This is a genomic window from Pseudomonas sp. PF05 (genome assembly GCF_056521845.1).
Genome location: NZ_JBWLPW010000070.1, coordinates 1 through 751, shown reverse-complemented (window position 1 = coordinate 751; position 751 = coordinate 1). Strand labels below are relative to the sequence as shown.

The window sequence follows — 751 nt, the reverse complement described above, 5'->3', positions numbered from 1 at the left end:
TACGCGTTCGACCTTGAGCAAATCTTGCCAGAGCCGCGCCAGGGTGGTTTCGACCTCGCCTTGCGGGGCTTCGTAGCCACGGGTGATCAGCGCGTCGAGGTCCGGTGCCGGCAAGGCCTTGCGGTCGAGCTTGCCGTTCGGCGTCAGCGGCAAGGCATCCAGCCGCACGTAGGCAACGGGCACCATATAGGCCGGCAACTGCGCCTGCAGGTGCGTGCGCAGGGCTTCGATGTCGACGACTTCGTCCGGTGAGTGTTGGGTGAAATAGGCGACCAGGCGTTTGTCGCCCGGCACGTCTTCACGGGCCAGGACCACGGTTTCCTTGATGTTTGGCGCCTGGGCGAGCTTGGCTTCGATCTCGCCCAGTTCGATGCGGAAACCGCGGATCTTCACCTGGTCGTCGTTGCGGCCCAGGTATTCGATGTTGCCGTCCGGCAGGTAGCGGCCCAGGTCGCCAGTGCGATACATGCGGGCATTTGGATCACTGCTGAACGGGTCTTTCAGGAAGCGTTCAACCGTCAGGTCATCACGATTGAGATAACCGCGAGCGACCCCAGCGCCACCGATGTAAATTTCGCCCGGAACGCCCAGTGGCACCGGTTGTTTGTACTCATCCAACAGATAGAACTGGGTGTTCGCCACCGGTTTACCAATGTGCGCGGCAAACCCATCCTCGCGGGCCATCGACACCCAACTCGAATACGTCGTGGTTTCCGAAGGGCCATAGAGGTTGCACAGGCGCTTGACCTGA

Annotated in this window: 1 protein-coding gene; it reads right to left on the bottom strand. The window is 61.4% G+C overall.

The annotated features are described in order from the left end of the window. A partial coding sequence (locus AC09SL_RS29465) for an AMP-binding protein (RefSeq protein WP_479572005.1) occupies positions 1-751 on the bottom strand: 751 nt, incomplete at both ends.